The organism is Marinobacter nauticus ATCC 49840 (genome assembly GCF_000284615.1).
Classification (GTDB): domain Bacteria; phylum Pseudomonadota; class Gammaproteobacteria; order Pseudomonadales; family Oleiphilaceae; genus Marinobacter; species Marinobacter nauticus.
Genome location: NC_017067.1, coordinates 1696836 through 1718218, shown reverse-complemented (window position 1 = coordinate 1718218; position 21383 = coordinate 1696836). Strand labels below are relative to the sequence as shown.

Here is a 21383-nt window from a genome sequence, read left to right as displayed (position 1 = left end):
ACTATTTCCTTCCTGCGATGCGAGCCAGTCGAGCGCCCACGTAATCTCGTTCTTCTCGGTTCAACACCAGCAGCCAGAAGGCTGCCAGCCAGCCAATACTCCCCAGAACCGCACCCAACAGAATATGGCGGTAACTGTCGTACATCAGATATTGACCAACACCCAGAATAATAACTGCCATTAACCCAGCCGGCACGAACCCAGGCAGCACAGACGAGCGCAAATACTCTCTGACGGGAAGTTCGAGATGGCGGCAGGTATATCGGAGATATAAAGGGACAAAGATCAACCCGGGAACGACGGAAGCAAAAGCTACGCCCTCAAGGCCAAACGGGTGAACAAGAACAAGGCTCAGGCCAATATTCAGTGCGGCGGCCAAAGGAGTGAGGCGTGCAAAAATCCCGTGTTTGTCAATCGCCGTCAGATAACGGCTGGCGAACGGATTGATAAAAGGCAGCACCGTAAAGAACACCAGAAACACGATAAGCCATTCCGCCTTCTCACCAAACTCTGGCCCCAGCCATACTGAGATAAAAGGCACTCCCAACAACAGAGCCCCCGTGCCCATGGCCAAAAGAATGCTGACAACGTAACGAGACGAAATCAGAAAAACCCGCCGGATGGTGTCGTTCTCAGCCCTCGCACTCAAGCCGCTGAACAGTGGCATAAAGGCATGAGTTAGTGTCCACCCGAGGTTTCGGATGTGCTGAGTCAGGTTCGCGGGAATACTGTAGAACGGAACCATAGCAGGCCCCATAATCAAACCAATCACCAAAACGTCCGTAGCATTTTCAACACGTGTGGCAATACCTTGAACGAATGATTTAAAACCGAAAACAATCAGCTCTTTCAAACGCGCCCAGGAGTAGGATCGCCAACGGGCCCTGATCGCACCAAAGGCAGGGCGGGACAGCAACCACATGAAGAGGATGTACTTTATGGAAATACCAATGGCGTTGATGCCAGCCAAGAGCACCAGACCGTTTTCAGGAGTGATCAACAGGTAAAGAAGCGTAGAGCCCACGATTGAGTTGATAATCGTAATGTTGTTTTTCAGGTAGTACTTCTGGAAACCTTCCAGGTAGCTCTCTGCAACATATCCTGGAAACGAGATTAACAGGTGGGCGCCGATGATGATCAGAAACAGCGTGTATTTCTGATATGGCTCACCCTCCGGGGCGATCGCACCGGAAAACCAGATTCCCCAGCATAAGAAAAAGGCGAAGAGGAGCAGCCCGACCATCATCATGAACGCAAAGGCGGACATGTACACAGACTCAAGTGCCTGTGAATCCTGCTCGGCGTGGTGTTTCGCGGCATACCGACTGATGGCCGGCCGCAGGCCCAGGTCCAATATCCCCATGTAGCCGATTACAGCGCCAATCATCTCCCACAGACCGTAGTCGTACTTCCCAAGGTTGTGAACGAAAACGGGGGTCATAATGAAGGTGATGACCAGTTTAACGAGCATCACCAGGACATTTGAGCCGGTGTTGACGAATAGGGTACGAATCATTCAGTGGCCACCCGACAGTCTGCAATAGAGAGTTCGGAGTGAATCTGCTGGCCGTGTAATTGCAAAACGATCAACTGCCTCAGGCTGGTAGCGAATGAACGCCTCTTTCGTCGGTTTGTGTATTTCCTCTGTGATCAGCTCAGCGAGTCCCCCGACATCCCCGGGAGAAAAGATACGAGCAGGTGATCCCGCAACGACCTCTCGAAGCCCGATACAGTCTGTCGAAATAAGAGGAACACCCGCCGCCAGGACTTCCATACCCAGAAGACCACATGCCTCCCAACGGGATGGCATGACAACCATATCCATAGCCTTGATCATAGCCGGCATGTCATCTGTCCCTGGCATTTGGATAAAACGATCACCAAGCCCTATACTCTCCAGATAGGCATAATCTTCCCTAATAAACCCGCCCCATCCGAAAGTTACTACTACCGGAAGCTGGAGATTCTCCTCGTTACGCTCCTTCATTAGAGCAATTGCATCAACAAGCGTACGAAACCCTTTCTGGCCCATAAATCGGCCGAAGAAACCGATCAGAGGAACAGACGCTGGAATCGAAAGCTCCGTTCTTAAATTCCACGCGATACCATTCTGAAAGTAATGAGTATCAACTCCATGAAGGATAGGATAGAAAGCTGACTGAGAAACACCTGGAAAAAACTCTTGAAAATTGCGGGTAGCATCCTCGGTCACGGTGTGGATCGCATCTATCCTACCGAAGACGAAGCCCATGATACGTTTTTTTATCCGGGATTTTGCATTCTCGAACTGGGAAGGCAAAAACACATCGTGGGCTGTCATTAAATGCTTGGGACCAATGACGAACGTCGAGGCTATCTCGGTGAGTAAACCGGCACCAAATCCGTGCGAATGTATTAAATCATAATTGTCAGATTTCAGTTCATTTCTGACAGATCTTATAAACTCAAACGGTGCACAGCCGGTGTGAATCACAGAAATCTTTCCGGATGCTACAGTCGTGTCAAGAAAACGCTGAAGTGAACCATCGGGATCCGGAGCGATAAGCACGAAGCTATCTTCCTTGAACGCAGGCTGCTGGTAAATGTACCTAAAAAAAGTTTTTATGCCGCCACTTGGCTGCATTGCAGTCATTAATACTTTCATCTATCAATCCAGATCTGACAATACTACTTGCCAACTTGTCGAGAAAATCTTTGCGCCAGTGGATACTTTGGCTCAACAGACGCCACAGGTCCCTCATTAACGATATTTTTGCTTATAATATTATGGAAAGCCAAAGCGAGCCCTCCGAACAAATACCAGTAATACTGAGACAAACCCCAATAATTTAGGCTATAAACTACATACATCCAAAAAACAGCAATCATAGACTTATTTAACATTCGATAAAACTGAAACTCATCACTACTTAGCGATTCAATATTTAACCTATTAAAAGACAACTTCTTGTAAACTCTTGTAAGAAATAGCAAGAATATGACAGTACCTACTATACCAAGCTCAATTAATAATTCGGCATATAGGTTATGAGATGCTTGCCGACGACCCAGAATGTGCGTCTTCGCCTCTGGCGTCGTTCCCAGGCCATGCCCTACAATCGGGCGCTCCAGTCCCAGCGAGAACTCACGAATAATCCCGTCCAATCGGCCATCAACAGTTGCAGCATTAGATGTCTCAGACTTTCCAATTAGAGAGAGATACCGATCCTTTTGATCGCTACTCATACTGCTCCACCCGAGAATTGAAACAACAACCGCGACCAAAATCAGCCTAAACTTCTGATTTGATTCTTTAAAAATAAAGAAAGCAATGACCAAAAGTGCAAGAAAAGCCCCTCTGGACTGCGTTAAAATAAGCGCATAAAGGATCGGTGGCATTATCACCAGGTAAATCAATTTATACTTGAAGCCATTAGACCACAACAAATAGTGAAGAAAAGGAATCAAAGTAACAATAACAAAACCGAGTTCGTTTGGATTAATAACATCTGAAGGCGCACCGGCGAGTCTCTGCGAAAACTCGCCATGTCCGAGATGCGTTCTACTTCCCCAATATCCTTCCGTAATATTTAGAAATAGCGGCTCAAAAACTCGAATCACTTGACAGCCCAAAAAAACCACAAGAAACAACTTAAGCCTACGCTCGCTGTCAATTAGTAAAGCGGCGAAGAAAAAAAAGACGACAGCTTTCACGAATTCAGAAAGATTGTTTCTGATAACGCTTCCGGGCCACTCCACCAAAGGCAATGAAATAAATATATAAAAAATTAACACCAAAACCGATGATGATATCGGGTCTTTGCTCCACCCAGAAACCTTTTCCCGCTGAAGAAAAATCGACAAAGAGATAATTAAAACAAGAAGTAAAGTAGGCCGAATTACGCCATAGCCGGGTATGCGAGCAGAAAGATGTAAAAAAAAGTCAATCAAAAAATATAAAAATATAACAAAAGTAATAGTATTTATTGACCGAGATCTGCCTGCAATTTTATGGTTACTAACTCCTAAAGCTGAAGCGCCGGTTCCACTAATCATAACAGGTCTCTACCAAGTGATGCCGAAGCCGCATACCTAAAAGCTCAACACCGGATATCGATTTCAAGAATTGAAACCGATCTTGAGAGCCCGTATGTCTTCGCATGGCATAACGCTGAGCATGGCCTTGGCAATCAGCAAATGCTACCGCTGCACAGGAAAAGCCAGCGTCTTTTATAAAACTAACCTGACCCCCAACGAAATCATCAACGGTACCATTCGGGTAACAAAAAGATCGGGGCGATTCTCCCAGCTTCTGCCTCAGAATCTCGGCGCAACCAAAGATCTCGCTCTTCGCCTCTTCCATAGATACCCTTGCCAAAGAAGGATGCGAAACCGTGTGACCGCCAACTTCCAAACCTTCGCTCTGCATTTCCTGTAACTGCTCCCAGGATACGGCACGATACTCCTTAGGTGGAATGTCAGGGAGATCAATATCCCACGCTGCAGCCATCTCATTCAAACAAAGTATTTTGTCTGCGTTATCGGCCTGAAGCATTAACTGATTGAGTCTCCAGTACTCGGATTCAAACTTTTCGTTCGGAATGGGCGTTTCAATTCGTGCAATATTGAAGTCGTGCCGACCAACGGAATCTGGTGAATGCTCCAAAAGAAATCTGAGTTGATCGGGCCACAACCAGATGTCACCCGAAACGAAACCCGTGGTGACATAAAAGGTGGCAGGCACCGAATACTTCTTTAGAATTGGCCAAGCGATTTCGTAGAAGTCTTCGTAACCGTCGTCAATTGTGATAGCAATTCGGTTCCTTGGCCTACGCTGCTTGACGTACAAGTCCTCAGCCAACTCAGAGACGGTTACCGGGATGTAGTTCTTTGCTATGTGTTGGACTTGCCATTCAAACATTGCCGCGTCCAAATGTCCGGGTTCCACATTCCGCGAGAACCGGTGATACATCAGTATCCTGGGGTGCTTGGCTGTTATCAGCCTGGAAAGCTGATAACCTCCGAAGCTGCCGGCAAAACGGACAAGAGGAGATATATTCACTTCGCCTCCCGGGATGAAAACGCCCCGTCATAGCACCCGATATACGAGTCATACAAACGAACATGAGCTTCGATCATGGTGTTTAGAGCATGCCTTTTGCAGGCCAAATGAAAACCGGCCTGCCCCATTTCTGCAGAAATACCCCCTTCGTCAGAGAATAATTTGCCAAGATACGAAACGAGGCTGTCCACGTCTCCAGAAGGATAGACATACCCAGTTTTGCCATGAACAACCGCCTCGGCATTGCCACCGACATTTGATGCAACAACCGGCAATCGTGCCTGCATGTATTCTACGATGGCATTGGAATAGCCTTCGGACTCCGAGCAAGACAAACCAACATCCATCGCAGGCAAAATTTCTTTGACATCGGAGCGAGCTCCAAGAAAGTGGACGCACTCACTCACGCCCATCCGTTGAGCTAGCTCCCTATATGTAGACTGCTCTCCGGCACCGACAAGTACCAAATGAGCATTGGACACAGAATCTGATAGAGCGCTTAGCGCTATGATCGCATCCCCTATCCTTTTTATTTCGCGCAGGTTGGCAACCAGTATCGCGAAACGTCCTTCGGCAGGGAGCCCTAACTGTTCTCTACGAGGCTTCTTTTCCGCCTCTGACAAGGGGTAACTTGGGGATTTGCCAGCGGGATAGCCATTGTAGATAACAGAAACTTCGTCTTGGCTAAAATGCTCTTTCTCAATAGTAATGCCTTTCACTGCTTCGCTATTGGCGATCACATGGCTCACAAAATGCCGAGTCTTTCGGAGCAGTCTCAGGTATCCCGGTGTGTACCAAAAGCCCATGTCACGACGTGAGATCAGAGTCGGAATACCCACAAACGCCATAATCGGCGGCAATAGAATTGAAGAATCGTTAAAGAAAACGTGGCATAGGCGATAGCCTTCCGCTCTTTTTCGTAACGCATATCGGAATAACGAAACCCATGTAACCGGACTCAATACTTTTGACCGGCCGAGAACAGTAAATGAACACGGCAACCCACCCTCGCTCACAAACTTCGAGTTCCGCAAAACCAGAACTTCTGGTTCAAAACGGTCTGGCGGCAGGTTCTTTATCAGCTGCATAAGCTGCCCTTCGGTACCGGCATAAGGGCTCTCAAAGCAATCAATCACATAGAGGATCTTCTTTGGAATTCCGTTTTCCATCAAAACAACTTCCCGGGCTTAGGTGATCGCTTCACGACCCCGAATTACGTCGAGGGATCTTTTGGGATCCCCAATGCCAGCTCTCAAGAGATGCGCGATAGCAAGAAGAAAACGACCTTGCTTCCAACGAACTTGCGCCATCCGAAAGTGCAAAAGCGCCAATCGCTTCCTGAGGACAGATCTTCTATACGGATAGCGGGCCTTAGCGCGGTTCAAAATCTCAAACCCCGCTTTCCAACGTCTCTCCAGACCAGTTTTGCTGATTGATTCTTCATGCTTTCGATAGAAGAAGACGATCCCCTTCAAAAACTTATACGGTGCTATCTCGGCGATACGCAAAACCATATCGTGGTCTTGACCTGCCCTGAATCTCTCCTCAAAAAAACCGGCCTGCTGAAAAACCTTCGACCTCACCATCGCACCACCGGGCAATGCCATATAGCAATCCAAAAGAAGGTCATTAGGGTCGCCCGTTTCCTGGTGATCATCGGGTGGCAGCGGAAAAAGATGTTGCCCATTCTCCGACACAGCCATTGCTTGACCGTACACCATCCCAAACTCCGGGTGCGCCTCGAGATATGCTACCTGATCACGGATCTTGTCTTTGTGAAGATAGTCGTCACTATCCAGAATGACGATGTATTCACCTTTCGCAGCCCTCAATCCGAGATTCAAGGCAGATGATTGCCCTTTATTCTGACGATTGGCATGTGACAGCAATTCAAGCTTTTGTTCGGCCTCAAATTTTTGCAGAATTTCGAACGTACCATCGCTTGACCCATCATCAACCACGACTAACTGGACATGGGGATAGGACTGACTGAGGACAGACTCTACTGCTTCGGTGATATACTCAGCACGATTAAAAGCTGGAGTGATTACGGTTACTAAAGGGTTCAAAAATTCACCTGCTAACAGTTAAACGACTGCAAACCACCTAAAAGCAACATTCCGATCGTAATGATCTTTTGGAATGAATATCGTGTTTATAGGTGCTTTCTCCACTATCTAACTGGCTTATCCGTGGTGAGCATGATTTATTGGCTAGCCCTGAAGGCCCAACCGCCGATACCTTTTCGAAACATCAATTTACACAAAATTACAGAGAATAACCACCTGTTAGAGAGGCTCATTTATCGACAGACCATCAGCTTCTCGCTTATCCAACCCCATAGCATCGGACAAGGAAAACCGTGAACAGACGCCATGTATTTTTCAGAGAATCAGCTAACATTATTAAAGAGCCACGTGCCAAATGAACACTGTTAAAACGCTTAAGCCTACGGGTGGCATTATGAAGCACACAAACACCATCTCAATAGCAATGCCTTTTGTCCTGGCTGCAACGATTACATACGGAAATGGCGCTGTTGCTGCACCGCAAATCACCCAAGCAGACCTCTCTGACAGTACGATCACCATCTATGGCACCGGATTTGGCAAAAAGGATCAACCTGCTCCTGTTCTTTGGGCATTTGGTCAGGACGTCAGAGAGAACGGCGTTCAGGTTGCCAAAGAGAGAGAAATCGGTTTAGGTCGGCCCGTGCCCGTTGCAAAAGATCCCAGCTTGAGTATTTGGTCGCGGGGCACGGGTGCAACTTTCAGTGATATCACCAGAACAACAGGCGTAACACATACCTACCGAGCTACCAACGAAGGGTGGCTTGGCTGGCCACATGCATTTGGTGGAGAGAACACTCCATACTCAGACAAAGCCTACATTTCTTGGAGGATTAAACCAGCTGGCGACATTAACAGTTACAGAACTGTTCGCATCTCAGATGTTGGTGGCGTTTTTGACTCCGGGAAAGACCGCTATTCGCCGGGGGAACCGGTTCGGATCCTAACCTCTACCGGAAGTGAAATAAGCGGAAGAATTGTACACTATGACGCCGCCAAGTCCCTGGTCCACCTTGAGGCAGGAACTCTCCAATCAACCGATAGTGTTGGGGCCAAAATTGTCGGTCTGAATAGTGGCGCCTACGGTTTACTGAAAGGCGACGAATTCTTCCAGTCATCGATCTCCGGAAAATATTTACGATCCTACGAAACCCTCAACCAGGGTGGCACTAACTCTGTTTTTTCGACTAATAGGTGGATTGCTGTCCAGTTCAATAGCAGTGGTAGCGAGTTGCGCCGAGGATTCGAAACACAATCTGATAGCGGTTACGGCGTACCCAACATATCGAAAACAACCAACTGGAAATTGCTAGAAGCTTTCATAGATCTCTCTGGGGAATATGGCTCAGGCTATATTTCTATGGATAGCAAAGATCAAAAATGGTTTAAAAACCTCTACATTGGCGACTCGAAACCGCAAGATGCGGGCCCCACCATTTCCAATATAGGTTGGGAACCGGCAGGTGGAGCAGAGTCGGTGAACGTTGGCTTAAATTTTGGAGAAATTTATTTCGATACTACTCCACAAAGAGTAGTTTTGAGTGACCAGGGCCTGTTTTCTGATGTTCGGGGGAACCAAGAGTTTCAATACATAACTGAATGGACTGATCAAAAAATCCTGGTTGATATAAGACACGGAGCACTAGCCCCAAATGGCCCCCTCTTCGTCTATGTCTTTGATGAAAGCAATGTTGTTAATAAAACTGGCTTTTGTGTCGCTAACTGCGATGTGGACATGAGTCCTCCGAGTAAAATTAATCTCGGTATTAATTGATTACTGACCGGAAGGGCTCGGACGACCTTGCTCCGAGCCTGTCAGTACCTACCTCGAAAAACGCTACTCAAGAACCCTCCTCCTCTGCCCAAGTAATAGACAAACGAAAGAACTAGTGAGAAAAAAAGAGATTGTAAAGGCACACCTTTTAGACCTTGCGACCTCACCTGATTTATAAAGAAAGCCAACGGGCATAAAACAATGAATACCGAGCCAATGAGCGCCAATGAAAATCCAGTAAACAAGTATGTAAAAAATGATACCGAAGACGCCAAAAAAAGAATCACAGTCAGAAACATCTTATCTTTAAAACCGTAATTCGACTTCAAGTAACTTGATGCGTGCCAGAATTCACGCTGGAAAAAACCTCGCAGAGTAGAAGGATAACCAAGATGCACCACATAGCATTCTTCTGTAAACCAGAGTTCAAAACCCAGATCGGAAATGTCCACCGATAACCTAGTATCCTCGCCAGCATTAATTAACTCATTAAAGCCACCAAGTTTTTCAAATAACGACCTTCCTACGATAAAACTGCCTCCGGCGAGAGCCTTGACCTTACGGGTTTCTTTGACCGAGTTTAGCTTCCACCCACGCTCAACCCAGGATGGCCGGTCTCGCAGCAGACATCCGCCACCGACACCGCCAACATTTTCATCGGCGAGGACCTCTACCGCTTTCGACAACCAATGCTCTCCCGCAACGCAATCGCCGTCGATAAACGCTAAGATTTCGCCTTTAGCCTGCTTAACACCATAGTTTCTCACGCCGCCAACTTTGACGTTTTCTTTAATGAAAACCTTGTCCGTAAACTCTTTAGCGATACTTACACTATCGTCCGTAGAACCATTATCAACAACTATCACTTCATAACGATTCTTTGGATAGTCTTGGCGCAATAAAGAACGAAGGCAGTCAGAAATATACTTAGACTCATTAAAGACAGGAACAACAATAGAAACATAAGGGACATCAACAGAATCTTTCATAATATAAAAATGGTTAGGATTAATGTTTCCAGCTAACATTATAGCTTCTGGATAAAATAGGTGTGCTTGCCTTCACTGAATCCATCGTCGTTAACTAGGACTTGGATTTCCAAATGCTCAGTCAATGGTAGACCAGTTTTTAAGTTAGACTTCAAAAACAACCTCAAGTCTTCAAGACCCCGCATGGGGGGCTCGGAGACGTAGAGATCAAACTCACTATAGCCAACCTGAACAATCGTAAACTTGAAGCAATCACCGGTCTGCTCCATGTAGGTATTGAGTGCTCGCCCAAATACGACAGCGTGAAACTTTTGCTCCGGATTGATATAGGCAAACTGCTGAGCTGTACGTCCACGCAGCTCTTCGATCGAGCACATCGAACCCAACTCACTGCAATCACCCTTGGCAAGGCTAACTGAATCTCCCAGCTGATAACGAACGATACTTTGAGATTTGCGAGAGACATCCGTGATCAACACCGTGTCTTCTTCTTCCTCAACCCAAAGCCAGGGATTCACCAAGTGCAAATGCCCTCTTGAACATTCAAAGGCGATGACATCGAACTCGGTGGACCCATATTCCTCAAAAACCGGAGCTCCAAACACCTCTGCGATAAACTTCTTCTGCGCGGGCAGGATCGACTCCGCCGTGCAGATCACGGCTTTTACGCCCCTTGGCTTAAGTCCCTTCTTTTGCGCAATCTGCGCGGCCTCAAGGATGAGCGACGTATATCCATACAGATACTCAGGGCTCCACTTGACCAGTTTTTCAACCGTTTCTTCAGCACCATCCTCCGCCGGGTAGAACACCTTACGGTTCAACAAAAAATCGCGGATCTTTGCCGTTAGGGAATTGGCTGCCCTACCCCATACTCGCGCTTCTCTCTGGCCCAGTTTCAGACCGTGCTTGTTATAGCAATACGCCCTGACGGCAAGCATCTGCGCCAGCTCAGTTCTGGACAGAGAAATATGTGTTGGCTCTCCGGTAGTGCCCGCCGTGTGCCGGGAAAAACTAGATGCCACAGTGCTGCTGGCAGCGGACATTGCTCTGAGATCAGCCTTGCTCATTGGCGGTCTATCCGGCAATTCCGACAGAGAATGCACTGCCACACCCTGGGCATCTTTAGGCTGATTCTTGTTGAGTATACAAGACAGCCGCTGCAGTCTTTCGTTTGGCTCTAATCCCCAAAGGTCCTCTACTTCAGCCTGAAAACTGGCAACAGGAAGCCGCAGAACCAGGTAGGTTAAGCGCGCCAAGACATACCGAAAAAAGAACAAAGCCTTCAAGATGCCACCACCCCGTTATATACGCGCAGATACTGTTCGGCCATTGATCTTGCAGACAACTCTCCGGAGACTTTATGAAAAGCTTGCTCAGTTTTCCGATGAGTGGCCTCTGTCTCGTTGAGCACGAGTTCTATGGCATCAACCAACTCTGAAGCAGGATCCTTTACCAGAACGCCGCTATCCCCTTCATCCAGCACAAACGAGATCTCGCCAACGTCGGTAGATACAACGGGCAGGCGGACAGCCATCGCTTCTAGCAAGGTGATCGGCAAGCCCTCGGTAGACGAGGAAATAACCAAAGCAGACGAGCGCGCCATCAAAGCAGGCACATTGTCGCAATACCCGGGCAAGCAGACATCGCTGCCAAGACCGAGACGTGCAACCTGGTCTTCCAGATCCTTACGCAGCATTCCATCGCCAACAATCAGCAATCCAGCTTTAGGAGCAGATTTTTTGATCTCACGGAAGCTATCAACAAGATGACTGAAGCCCTTTTCCTTGGATAGACGACCAACCCCCAGAATCACCGGCTCATGGGTGCTAAAAAACTCTTCCAGCGCCTCTGGCAAGGGTTCAGTTGCCTTGCGCTGAGTGTCGTCTACCGCCAGTCCGTTTCTTATTGTCGTAAGGCGACGGGGGCGAATCAGGCCCGTTGATAGTTCCTTCTTCATCGCCGCGCCAACCATGATCACTCCATCCAACCGACTGATCGCCAGTCGATCAAGCAATTCATATACCCACATCCTGGAGAAGCGAGGCGCGTGAACGTACCCGTGCAAGGTACTCACAACGGGAACCTTCCGACTAAACCGACTAAAGAGAGACATCAGAATATTGAACTTGTACCCGTGAGAATGCACCAGGTCGACGCCCCAATGCTCGGCCCACTCACAGATTTTCCGAGTTTCCGGGTAGTTCAAGCCCGGAGTCATTCGCCAAACTACAAGCGGCAATCCCAGTTTCTCAGCCTCGATCTCAAGCGGCTTTTGGTGAATCCCTTGCTCACCCGCACTGAGAATCATGGGCTCCAGCCCCTGCTGGATTTGCTCTGCTACCAGAGCCAACAGCATTCGCTCTGCGCCATACAGGCCGCCACTATCAATCAGGTGCAATACCTTCAACTGGAACGCTCCCTGGCCGCGAGGCTCTCCATTCCGGATGGATTACCCGCCTTCGGTGAGCGTCCAGTCTTTGCTCCCACTACCTCATAGCGGTGCTTTAATCGCAGGAATCGTTTTTCGAGAAAATGGTAAGACGCTGAGGCAAGCACACCACTGAGAATCACGCCAGCCAGGAGCTGTAACCACTCGGGGAGAAAATTCAGTTTGTCGCCGGCCTGAAGGCCCCATACATGCCAAAGATAGATCGGGTAGGATATAACTCCGAGATAGACCGACACAGGGTGGTTCAACCAGCCCCAGAAAGCCCCTGAGCTGAGCCTGATCAATTGCAACAATAGAATCGCGAGCAACAACGCATCAACCGTAAAAGCCGGGCCGTAGGCATAATCGCCGCTGCCGTACTCTTTTGACAGGAACAACAGGCCCAAGGGGATAAAAGGCATCCAGAACCGGCTGCTGATGCTATTGAACACAGACAGCCAACGCGGCTTTTGCGCCAGAAACGCCAAAAGGCATCCCAGAGCCAGATTATCAAAACGCGTATCGAACGCGTTGTAGGCGTAGGATGGTCCGTAGTCGAGGTAGGTGTAGGAATAGGAGCGCCAGGCCAATACAACCAAACTGGCAATAATCAGGAAGGCAACCGCGTACTCCCGGCCGCGCCTCATCAGAAATACAAAAAGCATCGGCCAGATCAGATAGAACTGCTCTTCAATGGCCAGAGACCAAACGTGCGCAATGGACGACGACGAATGTCCCTCCAGCGCGTTGTGGTAGTTCATAAAATAGAACAGGCCGGGGACTATGGCTTCTTTGATGTCGTCATTACCGCGGAACAAATCCCACGAAATCGATACCAGCAAGAAGGCGTAGTAAGCCGGGAAGATGCGAAGAGACCGTCGCATGTAAAACTTTCTGAAGGAAACGGTTCCTGTTTTTGCATGTTCCTTTAGCAGGAGCCAGGTAATCAAAAACCCACTCAGAACGAAGAAGCCAGCCACGCCATGGCGTGCCGAAAAGAACAGCGTGCCTACCCCTGAGTGAGCCAGCACCACGGCCATGACGGCAACCATTCGAAATCCATCAAGCCCGGGGAGTTTTTTCTCCTCCAGCAAGGCTTCCAGGTTGGGCAATGCCATTATCCCTTCCTTGGGTTCCAGACAACCTTCTTCTCGCCCTTGGCGAAGGCGACAAATGCCTTAAAGGACGCAAGGTTTAACAATACGAAGTAGTAAGGCAGGGCATACATGGTAGAAAGCGATTGCCCCCGGCTCTCTTTTTGATAGCCCGCCCACGCGAAGTAAAGAAACAGGCCGTACCCTATCGCGGCTAACGCATACAACCCTTTCACCGGCGCCAGGTAGAGTGCAGCAATCGCAAGGGTTATCATGGGTGCAAAGGCCGCGTAGCGCAGCAGCTTGTGGGAGATAAGCTGCCAGGCAAACACTGGATCGTTGGCCGGGCTCATGAGCTGTTTCATGTCTTTGAGCGCCCACAGTGCACGGAGGCTTACCCGCACCCGCATGCTGAATTCACTGCCCCCATCACTTAACGCTTCTTCCTTGAGCAGCGCCCCAGGTTCATAAACAACGCGGTACCCCTGTTCAACCACTTTGAGTGGCTGAACAAAATCCGGCAACTGATCGGCATTCAGCTCGGAGTGCAGTTCTTTACGCATGGCGTCAATGCCACCGTCTACGCCTACCACAGAGCCTACCAGAGTCTCCTGTGCCCTGAGCCAGTTCTCATACTTCATGTAAGCGCTGCAGCCGTCGCCAATCAGGGCGCCCTCCGGGTTCACATAGACCATTTTTCCGGTTACGTATCCCACCGCTGGGTCGTTGAAGTTACTCACCAGTGCTTTCAGGGCTTGTTGATCCCATTCGGAGTTGGCATCCGAGAACGCCAGGATCTCCCCTTCCGCATGCTGTTTGAGCATGTTGAGCCCCGCGGTTTTGCCCTGACGGGGTACCTGACGAAACAGTTTGACCGGGAAAGGCGCATCAGCAGCAACAGCCTGGACAATCTCGTCGGTTCCGTCCTCCGACTCATCGGAAACCACCAGGATTTCCAATTGCTCCCTGGGATAGTCCAACGCCAGCTTATTCCTGAGTGTAGCCTCAATGTCTTTGGCCTCGTTGTAGGCGGCGATAAGAATCGAGACTTTCGGCTGGTAAGCGCCGCTTTTGTTTACGGGCAAGGGTCGTGCGGATGCCAGCAGTCTGATACAGACGGGATAGCCGAAGTAGATGTAAGCCAACAACAGGAAAGATATCCAGAATACTGCGACCATCATGCCATCCCTGCCACAGAGCTGGAACCTAGGGTGTTCGATGAGGGCTCAAGAACCCCTTCGCTTTCCAGAACCTGGCTCATGGTGGTAAACCGGAAATCAGACAACAATCTGGCCAATCTCTGTTCACACACATCCAGATTGTTGTAATGACGGAAGCGGGAGAACCACTTTACATCCAGGCGCGGCTGGTCCGGATCTACTTCCCAGGGGTGAAGGTAGAACACAAAAGGCCGTCCCTGCCGGTTGATGGAGCCCAGTCCGTATCGACTGAACCAGTACGGGAAAAGCCGGAAATATCCACCACCAGCAATTGGAAGGGTGTAGCCCGGCAACTTGAACGTGCTTAGCGGAAACTCCGCCAGCTCATATCCTTTATCGGTGGTCAGCCGATGGGGCCAGCGTGGCGTGCCGGGCATGCCATAGCGGTCGTGATGCACTGGAAAGATGGACGAATCCCAGGTAAACCCCTGCTCGGCAAGGATATCCAGCGCCCAACGCGATTGATTGGTGATGGAATAGCTGGCCGCACGATACCCTGTTACCGGCGCACCGAGAATGTCCTCAAGAATAACCTTCGATCGCTGGGTTTCTTCTTTGAAAACGTCCGGCGTCTGGTTATAGATCAACTGATGACTGTAACCATGGCTGGCAACTTCATGGCCTTGAGCCGCAATCCGTTTCACCAGCTCTGGAGAACGCTCAGCGACCCACCCAAGGGTAAAAAAGGTCGCTTTTACACCTGCCCTCTCGAATAACGCGAGAATGCGATCTGTATTCGCTTCAACCCGATACTCCATGGAGGACCAGTCGTCGTAGCGAACGGCCTCTGCCAACGCAGCTACCTGAAAGTAGTCTTCCACATCAATTGTCAGGGCGTTCTGTATCGGTTCTTTCATGGCCATAGCCTCACACTTCCTGTGTTGATCAGCGCAGTCGGTATTCCAGACCAACCAACACCCAGTTCTCATCGTATTCCCGGCTGGAAATATCGCTGGACTTGGTGTCGTGCCCTACCCTGGCCAACAAACTCAAATCCCTGATTGCCTGGTGCTCAGCGCCGATCACAAGCCGGGCAACTTCGTCCTGGGTGTCGTCGCGTTCATAACTCAGGTGGTCGAAGCCCAGCGCCAGGTATCCGGTGGTCAGTTCCGAAAACTGGCGAGAATAGCGGGCATTAATGCCGGCTTTGTCTTCTTTCTCGTCGCTTTCCAGGTAATCCGAGCGATAAGCATAGAGGTCAAGATTCAGTGAGGAGGCGTCGGAAAACTGCTTGTTGATGCCGGTCGACAAAACGCTGTTTTCAACGGTGATGCTTTCGCGGAGGTTGAACTCGAACTCTCCGAAACGAAGGTCAAGCGTGGACGTGCGGTCTGTCAGCTCCCTTGAGGCATTCAGGTACCATTCGGTACTCGGATTGATTTGCCGGGTAAGGTTTATCTGGCCTACCAGCCCATCGCTCGACTGGTTGGTATTGGCGTAATCCGTTTCGATTTCACTCACGCCAACAGAACCGGAAAGAGACGTGGTCGCCCAACGGTTCTCGAAGGTAACCTGGGCACTATTCACATCCACTTCTGCGCCATAGTCGAACTCGGTTTGACTGTGGGAAATACTCAGGCCCCCGGTGAATGTGGAACTGAACAGGTGGTTCCAGGCGATAGAACCGGTATAGCGTTCGCTGTCCGTTTCCTCCGGTTCGTCGTACTCGGTGTTGGCGTAGCGGGCAGAAAGATTGAGCCAGTTGGTGTCATTCAGACGCCAGAGGTATCTGGGGCCAGTGCTGAACACGTTTTTTCGGGTTCGGTTGTCCGGTGTGTCACTCTGGCGAGTGTCCTGGTTCACTTCCCTAAGGTTGTTGTCCACTTCCCAGTAAAGCTGGTTGGCGAGCTCGCAATCGCCCTGGAAGTCCATTTCCGCGAAGCTCTCGCTGTCAAAGCTATCGTCCTGCCACCAGGAATACCCCAGAGTGCCCAGGAAATCAGCGTTGCAGCGTCCGGGATCTGTCTGGTAACCGGCGGTCAGGTAGGCACGGGTCTCGAAATCGCTGTCTTCATTCGTATCTGCTTTGCGGGCATTGTCGGTGAAGCGGCTGTCCAGCCCGAACGTGACCTCACTTTGCGCAAACACGGGGAACGAGCAGGCACCAGCCAGTAACATTACTGGTATTGCCGTTATTGCAACGGGTGTCCCTACCCTCTGCCGATCAGCCATTGATCACCGCTCCTACAAACTTGTCCGGATTGAAAGCCGTCGCAGCTTGTTCGGCCGTCGCCGCAGTGATCTTGCCGTGAGGTACCACCAGCATGGCGTAATCGCAGAGTTCGGTCAGAATGCGGGCATCCGGAGATACGGATATCGGCGCCGTGTCCAGCACGATGAAACGGTCTGGATAGCGACGACGGATTGCCTGCAGGAATTGCTTCATCCGGAAGGAGGTAAAAAACTCGGCCGGTGTTTCACGGCGACTGCCCGCCGGAATCAGCCTCAGCCTGGGAATACCGGTCGGATAGAGAATCCTGGAAATGTCGTAGTCCGGGTCATCCAGAAAGTCGGTCAGGCCTGTCTCGGGCATCACATCCAGTGTGGAGTGCAAAGACGGTTCGCGCAGGTTGCAGTCGATGATCAAAGCCGTCTTGGCCTGATCAAAGGCAAAGGCTGCAGCAAGATTCAGGGCTACAAACGAGGAACCGGCGCCAGAGCTGGCACCGCTCACGACCAGAGTGAAGTTATTGCCTCCGGAAACCTCCAGCAGCTTGGTTCTCAGATCCCGGAAACGGTTGACCAGCGCGCGGTTGCGGGACTCGGGATAGATAATCCGACGCTCGTCGAGGTCGTCGTGCGTGAGCCTTCTGGGCTCCTGCATACGCACGATCTGCTTACTGATAACGTATTTATCAACCGCGCCGGGCCCCAGTTCCAGAGAGCTTGGCACCAGCATACGGGAGTCTTCGTCATCCCGGAAATCCAGCTCTTGTTTCAAACGCTCCTTGCGCTTCAGCCAAAAGGAATGCTCTTCACTGCCCGCCGGGCTGCTGCCGGTTGTCTCATTGCCAGAATCCTGGGATTCCTCGGGATCAAATCCGGACCGATCATTTCGTTGTTCTGGCATCAGATCACTCCCATTTGAGCTAGCACAACGATGGTCACATACACTGTTACCGTGAGCACCGCGAAAATCCCGATCAGTAACGTAACCTTTCGATCCCGTCGCTTTTCGTAGGGTGTTCGTACCTCCGGAATCTCAACAAGAACCGGCAAACCAATGTCTTCTTCCAACTGCTTCCTGGCACGAATTCGGGGATCTACCTGTAACAGACCCGCAACCGCTCCAAAGGGTGCCGCCAGCCCCAGGAACAATCCAGCCGCAGCAAACATGGAGAACTGGGGACCAGAGGGCGTACGCGGGAACTGAGCGGTTTCATTAATGCGGTAGTTGAGCCCCTGCCCTTCAATGTCGAGATGCATGGAGACCCGAGCTTTTTCCCGACGTTTGAGCAGGTCATCGTAAATCTCACGGTTCACTTCCATGTCGCGGGTGAGCTCAGAGTACTGGGCCTTGTTGGCCTGGATGCGCTCCATACGCTTTGCTTGCTGTTCCAGCAGGCGGGAAAGCGAAGTAATTCGTGTATCCACGGTGGCCATATCCGCCCGCGTGGTAGAGAGGTTTGCCCGCAGTTCCTGGTAGAGCGGGTTAACGGCTTCTTCGCCCTCAAGTGAACTCACGTCTGTCGGCCGTTCTGCCGCCTGATCTCGTTGTTTGCGCAGTTCCGCCAGCTGTTCCCGGAGTATCACGATATCCGGGTAGGTATCGTGGTATTGCAGCCGCAGACTATCCAGGCGCTCTTCCAGGATCCGGATCCGCTCTCTGTAGGCATCCTCAGTTCGGCCTTGCGTGATCGTGGGCCGGATGCCTCCGAGCTGGCTCTGAAGGGAAGCCGCACGGGTTTCAAGTTCTTTTTTCTCGAGTTCGGCCAGCTCCAGCTGATTACGAAGCTGCGCCATGCGGGCATTAGCCTCCTGCTCCGTTCCATCGGTGTTTTCAGAGAGGAACTCCTTGAGCCGGTTCTCAGCCTGGGCCAGTTGCTGCTCGTAGCTTTTGACCTGTTTGTCGATGAAATCGTAGGCGTTGCGGCTTTCGGCCCGCTTACGGTCTTTGGTTTCTTCTATAAAGACCTGCCCCAGTTTCTGGGCAACGCGGAATGCTTCCATCTGGGAAGTGGAAGAAAAGCCAATACTGAAATAACTGTCGCCCCGGGGCCTAACCGACAAACCCGAGCGAATGTTCGCAATCCGGTACTCAAGTGCCGCCGGGTCAGAGGGCGCATCCGGATAAATTTCAGGATCCAAAGCCACTTTCTCGATCAGGCTCCGGCTCATCAGCAATTCTTTTGCAGCCGAGGTACGGTCGTTAATCTCCGTGGCCACGGCGCGCCCTTCCATCAACGGCGCAATGATGTTGCGGTCGTCTACGAAGATGATGGTCTCAGACTGATACTTATAGGGCCATACAAAGCCTGCTCCAAGCACAGCAAAACTGACAATCACAAACGCAAGAAACGCGAGGCCCTTCCGGCCCCGGACCTCGCGAATGATCTCCTGCGGTAACTGGGATAACGGTAATGCCATAACCTAACCCGCCTTCAGACCTTTTAGCTCTGCAACCACTCAGAAACTGCGCTCTGGAATGGTAAGAATGTCACCCGGCCGCATGCCGTAGTTGGTTTCAACCCGGCCTTTGTTAAGGATGTCGTCCAGTTTTACGGGAATGGCAACCACCTCGCTCTCAAGCTTCCGATACAGCATGGCGTTGTTCAGCGCGGCAAACTCGTTCGCACCACCGGCATTCAGGAAGATATCCAGAACCGTCATGCCGCTCTGGTGAGGCACTGAAATGGGCTGGCGAACCGCACCAGTTACCCGCACCCGGTCTGTGAATTCATGGCTGCCCATGGAGGTCACAACCACACTCACCTGTGGCTCACGAATGTACTCAGTCAGGGAAGTACGAATGGAGCTGGCCAACTCTTCGGGCGTGCGGCCACTGGCCTGAACATCCCCTACCAGCGGCACGGAAATCTTGCCGTCAGGCCGAACCGGAACGGAGATGCTGAGATCTTCGTTGCGCCACACAGAAACCCGTACGACATCGGTTGCGCCCAGTATGTACTGGTCCACGCTATCCCGGGTATCAACGGCCAATGCACGCTGGATCTGTTCTGAAGAGGAAGCGGAAGGGCCGGCACAACCCGTTGCCAAAGCTACCGCCATGAGGGACACAATAAGCCCTTGGATGAGATACTTCCGTGACATCTTTATTCCTCTCTTGTGAGGTCCGTGCTTTATTCCATGTTCCGGGAACAGCTGACTCCCGAAACTACCTTGATCCTTTTTTGAACAATACCACTTCTACTGTCTGAATTATAATCAACAGATCAAGAAGTAAACTCTGGTTCTTGATGTAGTAGAGGTCGTAGCGCAGCTTTTCCCGGGTGTCCTCTTCGTTGTCCGCATAGGCGAAACACAATTGGGCCCAACCGGTCAGCCCGGGCTTTACCCGGTGCCTTTCTGCATAAAACGGAATCTTTTCAGACAGCTGTTCAACGAACACCGGCCGTTCTGGCCTCGGCCCGACAAAGGCCATGGTGCCATTCAGTACATTAAAGATCTGTGGCAGCTCATCAATCCGCACCTTACGGATAAATTCGCCAACGCGTGTCACCCGGGTATCGTTCTTCCTGGCCCAGACCGCGCCGTTCTTTTCCGCGTCGGTAATCATGGACCGAAACTTGTGCACCTTGAACACCTGGTTGTTCAGACCTACCCGTTCCTGGCTGTAAATCACCGGTGCTTTCAATCCGTCTTCCAGTTTGATGGCGATGGCGGTGAGAATCATGATCGGGAACGTCGCCAGCAGGAGCGTACCGGAGGCCAGAACGTCCAGCGCCCGCTTGCCAACGCCATACACCGAAGAAACCGTGAATCCGTCAGAGAACACCAGCCAGCCCCGGGTGATCATTTCCAGAGCAACCTTACGGGATTCACGCTCGTAGAAGTTGGCACCGTCGATAATGTGCACACCTTCCATTTTGCATTCCAGAAGGTCTTCCATCGGCAAGCCCCGACGGCGGTCGTCCACCGCCACCACAATCTCCCTCACCGGGTGTCGAAGAACGTAGTCATGCAAGGAGGTTGGAAGATTAATGAGGTACTGCTCATCCACTTCCACCGTGTCATCCGGCATGGGAACGAAGCCGTCCAGTGAAAAACCTTTGCGGTTGAAGGGAGTGGTCAAGTCCTCGAACATCTGTTTTGCCCGGCGGCCGGCACCCAGCACCAGAACCCGGCGCTTGAAGCGGTCCTTGCCGACCACAGCAAAGAACACCACTCTGGCAATGCCCAGCGAAAATATCGCCAGCACAGTCGCCGATGTCAGTAACCCGAAGCTGCCCAGATACCAGAGCCAGTCATCAGCCACGAAATAGGCAAAGCCGTGCAGCGGTATGGCGAGAATCATGGCCATGATGGTGCGTAGCATCATGCCGGACATGCCTTCTTCCACACGGGACTGGTGCACGCCCAGGGCGATCATGACGATCAGATTGAACAACGCAAAGATCGTGATGGAAGGGAGGACAAAAACAAGATTATCGAGGAAGAATTCGAGCTCGCCGAAGAAGCGGAAAAACACCGCCAGTGCGAACGCAAGGCCCATGACGATCAGATCGATCAGGCCGAGAATGACAAAAGGTAAGTGTATATAGTGTCTGAACAACCTGACGTGGGCCACGTCGACTCCTTGTGCGGTTC

Annotated in this window: 18 protein-coding genes; 1 reads left to right on the top strand and 17 read right to left on the bottom strand. The window is 50.8% G+C overall.

Going from position 1 to position 21383, the window contains the following annotated elements:
- Window position 1: 1 nt before the first annotated feature.
- From MARHY_RS07935 to MARHY_RS07910, 6 genes are read right to left on the bottom strand one after another with little or no spacing between them, the layout of a single operon-like run.
- Complete coding sequence (locus MARHY_RS07935; RefSeq protein WP_014421312.1) at window positions 2-1516, bottom strand: oligosaccharide flippase family protein; 1515 nt, start codon at window positions 1514-1516, stop codon at window positions 2-4.
- Complete coding sequence (locus tag MARHY_RS07930) at window positions 1517-2644, bottom strand: glycosyltransferase family 4 protein (RefSeq protein WP_014421311.1); 1128 nt, start codon at window positions 2642-2644, stop codon at window positions 1517-1519. It lies immediately after the preceding gene.
- 23 nt (window positions 2645-2667) lie between these two features.
- Window positions 2668-4035 carry an O-antigen ligase family protein gene (locus tag MARHY_RS07925; protein ID WP_081496558.1) on the bottom strand — a complete coding sequence of 456 codons (1368 nt, stop codon included), beginning with the start codon at window positions 4033-4035 and terminating at the stop codon, window positions 2668-2670.
- Window positions 4028-5041, bottom strand: coding sequence for a polysaccharide deacetylase family protein (locus MARHY_RS07920; RefSeq protein WP_014421308.1), 1014 nt, complete (start codon window positions 5039-5041; stop codon window positions 4028-4030). The genes MARHY_RS07925 and MARHY_RS07920 overlap by 8 nt, the downstream gene beginning before the upstream one ends.
- Window positions 5038-6210 carry a glycosyltransferase gene (locus tag MARHY_RS07915; RefSeq protein WP_041654666.1) on the bottom strand — a complete coding sequence of 391 codons (1173 nt, stop codon included), beginning with the start codon at window positions 6208-6210 and terminating at the stop codon, window positions 5038-5040. The genes MARHY_RS07920 and MARHY_RS07915 overlap by 4 nt, the downstream gene beginning before the upstream one ends.
- An 18-nt stretch (window positions 6211-6228) precedes the next feature.
- Entirely contained in the window at window positions 6229-7110 is an 882-nt protein-coding gene (locus MARHY_RS07910; RefSeq protein ID WP_014421306.1) for a glycosyltransferase, read from the bottom strand.
- A 355-nt stretch (window positions 7111-7465) separates the two neighbouring features.
- Between MARHY_RS07910 and MARHY_RS07905 the strand changes: the two genes are divergently transcribed.
- Window positions 7466-8884, top strand: coding sequence for a hypothetical protein (locus MARHY_RS07905; RefSeq protein ID WP_014421304.1), 1419 nt, complete (start codon window positions 7466-7468; stop codon window positions 8882-8884).
- A gap of 41 nt (window positions 8885-8925) precedes the next feature.
- On the opposite strand, the gene MARHY_RS07900 is transcribed toward MARHY_RS07905, so the two are convergent.
- The 11 genes from MARHY_RS07900 to MARHY_RS07850 all read right to left on the bottom strand — a co-directional run bounded on the left by MARHY_RS07900 (window position 8926) and on the right by MARHY_RS07850 (window position 21363).
- Window positions 8926-9912, bottom strand: a complete 987-nt coding sequence (locus MARHY_RS07900; RefSeq protein ID WP_014421303.1) for a glycosyltransferase family 2 protein — start codon at window positions 9910-9912, stop codon at window positions 8926-8928.
- Window positions 9912-11159, bottom strand: coding sequence for a phenylacetate--CoA ligase family protein (locus MARHY_RS07895; protein WP_014421302.1), 1248 nt, complete (start codon window positions 11157-11159; stop codon window positions 9912-9914). The genes MARHY_RS07900 and MARHY_RS07895 overlap by 1 nt, the downstream gene beginning before the upstream one ends.
- Window positions 11156-12280, bottom strand: coding sequence for a glycosyltransferase (locus MARHY_RS07890; protein ID WP_014421301.1), 1125 nt, complete (start codon window positions 12278-12280; stop codon window positions 11156-11158). The genes MARHY_RS07895 and MARHY_RS07890 overlap by 4 nt, the downstream gene beginning before the upstream one ends.
- The gene (locus tag MARHY_RS07885) at window positions 12277-13419 is read right to left on the bottom strand and encodes an acyltransferase family protein (protein WP_014421300.1); all 1143 of its coding nucleotides are present in this window, start codon (window positions 13417-13419) and stop codon (window positions 12277-12279) included. The genes MARHY_RS07890 and MARHY_RS07885 overlap by 4 nt, the downstream gene beginning before the upstream one ends.
- Window positions 13419-14576, bottom strand: coding sequence for a glycosyltransferase family 2 protein (locus MARHY_RS07880; protein WP_011785138.1), 1158 nt, complete (start codon window positions 14574-14576; stop codon window positions 13419-13421). Before MARHY_RS07880 ends, MARHY_RS07885 begins: the two co-directional genes overlap by 1 nt.
- The gene (locus tag MARHY_RS07875; RefSeq protein WP_014421299.1) at window positions 14573-15472 is read right to left on the bottom strand and encodes an XrtA system polysaccharide deacetylase; all 900 of its coding nucleotides are present in this window, start codon (window positions 15470-15472) and stop codon (window positions 14573-14575) included. The genes MARHY_RS07880 and MARHY_RS07875 overlap by 4 nt, the downstream gene beginning before the upstream one ends.
- A gap of 28 nt (window positions 15473-15500) precedes the next feature.
- Window positions 15501-16787 carry a porin family protein gene (locus tag MARHY_RS07870; RefSeq protein WP_050999002.1) on the bottom strand — a complete coding sequence of 429 codons (1287 nt, stop codon included), beginning with the start codon at window positions 16785-16787 and terminating at the stop codon, window positions 15501-15503.
- Entirely contained in the window at window positions 16780-17685 is a 906-nt protein-coding gene (locus MARHY_RS07865) for a P-loop NTPase family protein (protein ID WP_014421297.1), read from the bottom strand. The genes MARHY_RS07870 and MARHY_RS07865 overlap by 8 nt, the downstream gene beginning before the upstream one ends.
- Window positions 17685-19202: an XrtA system polysaccharide chain length determinant gene (locus MARHY_RS07860; RefSeq protein ID WP_011785142.1), complete on the bottom strand. Its 1518-nt coding sequence runs from the start codon at window positions 19200-19202 to the stop codon at window positions 17685-17687. The genes MARHY_RS07865 and MARHY_RS07860 overlap by 1 nt, the downstream gene beginning before the upstream one ends.
- 39 nt (window positions 19203-19241) lie before the next feature.
- Window positions 19242-19844, bottom strand: a complete 603-nt coding sequence (locus tag MARHY_RS07855) for an XrtA/PEP-CTERM system exopolysaccharide export protein (protein ID WP_023010046.1) — start codon at window positions 19842-19844, stop codon at window positions 19242-19244.
- 106 nt (window positions 19845-19950) lie between these two features.
- Window positions 19951-21363 (bottom strand): TIGR03013 family XrtA/PEP-CTERM system glycosyltransferase, encoded by a 1413-nt coding sequence (locus MARHY_RS07850; RefSeq protein ID WP_014421296.1) that lies wholly within the window; start codon window positions 21361-21363, stop codon window positions 19951-19953.
- Window positions 21364-21383 lie beyond the last annotated feature (20 nt).